The 3,474-nt window shown below is 43.6% G+C and carries 5 protein-coding genes; 1 reads left to right on the top strand and 4 read right to left on the bottom strand.

The annotated features are described in order from the left end of the window. Positions 1–508 precede the first annotated feature (508 nt). Positions 509–1,894, top strand: coding sequence for a cbb3-type cytochrome c oxidase subunit I (locus A3757_RS12680; RefSeq protein WP_068515568.1), 1,386 nt, complete (start codon positions 509–511; stop codon positions 1,892–1,894). A 14-nt stretch (positions 1,895–1,908) separates the two neighbouring features. Here the strand turns inward: A3757_RS12680 and A3757_RS12685 are convergent, their stop codons facing one another. From A3757_RS12685 to A3757_RS12700, 4 genes are all read right to left on the bottom strand, one after another. Then, on the bottom strand, positions 1,909–2,247 hold the full coding sequence (locus A3757_RS12685; RefSeq protein ID WP_068515566.1) for a hypothetical protein: 339 nt from the start codon (positions 2,245–2,247) through the stop codon (positions 1,909–1,911). 22 nt (positions 2,248–2,269) lie between these two features. Then, a complete protein-coding gene (locus tag A3757_RS12690; protein WP_068515563.1) occupies positions 2,270–2,488 on the bottom strand; it encodes a DUF2835 domain-containing protein in 219 nt (72 codons plus the stop codon). A 32-nt stretch (positions 2,489–2,520) separates the two neighbouring features. After that, on the bottom strand, positions 2,521–3,120 hold the full coding sequence (locus A3757_RS12695) for a lytic transglycosylase domain-containing protein (RefSeq protein ID WP_197470029.1): 600 nt from the start codon (positions 3,118–3,120) through the stop codon (positions 2,521–2,523). 18 nt (positions 3,121–3,138) lie between these two features. Next, positions 3,139–3,474: His/Gly/Thr/Pro-type tRNA ligase C-terminal domain-containing protein (locus tag A3757_RS12700; RefSeq protein WP_255374987.1), on the bottom strand; the 336-nt coding region annotated here is incomplete at its 5' end.

Genomic DNA, 3,474 nt, shown 5'->3' on the forward strand with positions numbered 1-3,474 from the left:
TCTGGCCTGTTCTATTTATGTAATGCGGAACATTTTTAGAGGCCGACAACATTGCTACTACTTAAAAAATAAAACGATAACCTAGTTACTTAAAGTATCTGAAACCAATAAGGTTATTCCAGAATTTGGCTATGGTTTGTTTTAATGATGAAATCGAGAAGCAGGGTTTATAGCAATCTGCTTAGTCAGAAGCAGCTCTATAAGAAGCACGGCTTACGTTTCATCCCCTTTATTATATTTGTTAGTGATTCTTTCTAAGTCGTGTAACACTTTTATGCTTGTTTAAGCATAGTAGGAAACTTTTATTTTGTACTAATTATTTAGTCTCCATGGCTGCACATTATTTACTGTTCTTAGTGAGAGATGCAAGCCTAATCTTTGAACAGTGAATAAAATGCGACTTATGCCATTAAATAACTGGATTCGGTGTGATAACGGCCTTTTTTACACTGACCCCAATTATTTGATAGGATCCTGAGCGACACAATAAATATAATAATGAGGGATTATGACGGCATTAAACACTTCTATGGTAATGCAACTTTCTCTAGTTGCTGCCGCTCAGAAAACGATTGTTAAAAAATGGCTCGGGCTGGCTGTCGCTTCTTTGCTAGGCGCAGGGGTATTTTCTTTGCTGCTTGTTTTGTCTCGAACGCCAGGCGTACAAGACTTTATTCCCTGGGTGGACTTTTTCCATGTTGCACTGGTTGTGCACGTTGACCTTTCTGTATTGATTTGGTTTCTATCAATGGCGGGAGTTTTCTGGACTAGCAGCAACCCGGCTAGTGGTGGCTTGTTGGACCAGTGGGCGTGGAACTTTGCTGCGCTTGGTGCCTTGATTATGGTCGCTTGTCCATTTTTTGGAGTAGGGGAGCCTTTGATGAATAACTATGTTCCTGTGCTTCAACACCCAGCATTCTACCTGGCTTTATGTGTTTTTGGTTTTGGCATTCTGCTGTTATTAGTAGCTCGCTTATTGACTATACCTCAAGGCTTTAATAGTGGTGAGTCGGTACTGAGCTGGGCATCGTATTTAGCCGCTATTCCTGCTCTATTAAGTATTATTGCGTTAGTGGCTAGTTATCTGGGCATATCAGTTGAATATAGTGGTGAATATTATTTCGAATTACTGTTCTGGGGTGGTGGGCACACTTTACAGTTCACGCATACCTTGCTTTTACTTGTTGCCTGGTTATGGCTTGCAAGTGCATGTGGTGCTCGTTTTAGCTATAAGCCTGGGCTACTTTTGGCTTTGTCAGCATTGGTTATATTGCCTGTACTTATGGTGCCTTGGCTGTATGCTTCAAGCGAAATTGATTCGCTAGGGCATCGTTTAGGTTTTACTAAATTAATGCAATACGGTGGCTTGGCAAGTATGCCGCTTGGCATTATCGCAGTTTATCAACTGTTTCTGTTGATTAAACGAGGCAGGATTGAGGCATCTTCAAAGCCATTAAAGTCAGCAATGATAGCTTCGTTTATTTTGTTTTCGGCAGGCGGCATCATTGGCTTTTTGATCGAAGGTGTGAATGTAGTTATACCTGCGCATTACCATGGTTCGATTGTCGGAGTAACGCTTTCCTTTATGGGTATTGCTTATCTGCTCATGCCTAAGCTGGGTTTAGGTACCCCAGATACTCGCCTAGCGGCAATTCAACCTTATGTTTATGGTGGTGGCCAGTTGATGCATATATTGGGTCTCGCGTGGTCAGGTGGTTATGGTGTGCAACGTAAGACTGCAGGAGCAGCTCAAGGTTTAGATCGTTTACCTGAAATTATAGGGATGGGAATGATGGGCTTGGGTGGTTTGATCTCTACCATCGGAGGCTTGCTGTTTTTGATCGTGATTATCAAGGCATGGCGGCGACGAACAGAGTTTGAACCTGGTAGCTAGCCGCCTATAGCCGTTTACAAAAACTCTTTGAAGCGACGAGATATAATGCTCATCACGATAGCGGCCAGGCGCGCATAGATATCGCTGAGATAAGCTTTGTTGGGCAGTTCATCTTCAAGTGTTTTTTGGACTGTTTCAAATTTTGAATAACCTTCTTTGGGTTTCTCCAAAGACTTCATTACTTTAGCCATGACTTGAGGAGATTGCTCAGAACCCATATCTTTCATAATTTCATGAGCATGAAACTCAAGTTCTTCAAGTGACATGGCCTTCAAGTGAGAAACCAGTTCAGCTTCTTTTAGCGAAATGACCTGATGCGTTTGTAGCGTGGCTTTCGTGGTGTTGTGTGTCATATCGCGTTGTCTCAAGTAGGGTCTAAAGTTTAATGATAGATTGGAACTTTCCGGCGTCATTGATAGAAATAACAAAGCTCCCTTCAATGCCGTGGTGTGTCACATATTTACTCAGGATAGCGGCCGGAAACTGAATGGATCGGCCATCTCTGCTGATTGCATAGACGATATTGGCTTCACCCCTATAGATTCGCAGCCATTCCTCTTTATCAATGGAAAGGTCGACGATAATTTCTTGCATAGTTTGAACTCTATTTCTTTCTTTATGCTGGCTTATACATGTTTTACGAACCAGTAGTCCTGCCAAAAACGTAAGACCTTTGAAGGGTACTTAGTTTTACCTAAACTGCCATTGTATCGCGCAAGGGCTCTGATCAGGTTGCCTTTCTCTTTATTCAGGTAATGCTTCAGGATTGTACAGCCATACCGGAGGTTGGTTGAAACGGTCGTGAGGTTGTCGTCCGGGCGACCAATCTCATTCTTCCAAAAAGGCATAACTTGCATGAGTCCTTGTGCACCCACTCTGGAGATAGCAAAGCGCTTAAATGCGCTTTCAACATGGATCACTGATAGTACTAACTCGGGTTCCAGGCCCGCTCGTTTCGCTTCAGAGTGAACGCGCTTTAACAGCGACAAACGTTCCTCTGGGTCTTTGATGTAGCGCTTAAGTCGGCTGGACATATCGACCAGCCAAACTTCAGCATCAAAGCGGTCAACAAAACTACTGGACTCATTGACCGTTTGCATAAGGAGCTTACGCAGCTCATCATCTGGAGCCTGGCGTAAGCTGGCCTGTTCAGCGCTAACTGAAGACGCGAAAGACAGAGAAATAACCAGCACGAATAAGAGCTGATAAAGACCTTGTGGAGTCATCGCTCTCATCGACAAACCCTAAGCAATAGTGAAGCCAAGCTTATCTGCTAGTAAGGCCATGATGTCATCGATAGCAACATCCTGCTTATCGCTGTCATTTCTGCCTTTGTATTCTAGTGTGCCAGCCTTGATGCCTCGGTCACTAATAACAACTCGGTGAGGAATACCAATCAGCTCAATGTCAGCAAACTTGGAACCTGGACGCTCATTTCGGTCATCCATGAGTACATCAACACCTAGGTCAACAAGCTGCTGATAGATCTCTTCAGTCTTATTGGCAACAGGCTCAGACTTATGACCATTGAGTGGGATGAGCGCGATTTGGAAAGGCGCTATCGATTCAGGCCAGATAAT

The organism is Oleiphilus sp. HI0117, from assembly GCF_001635235.1.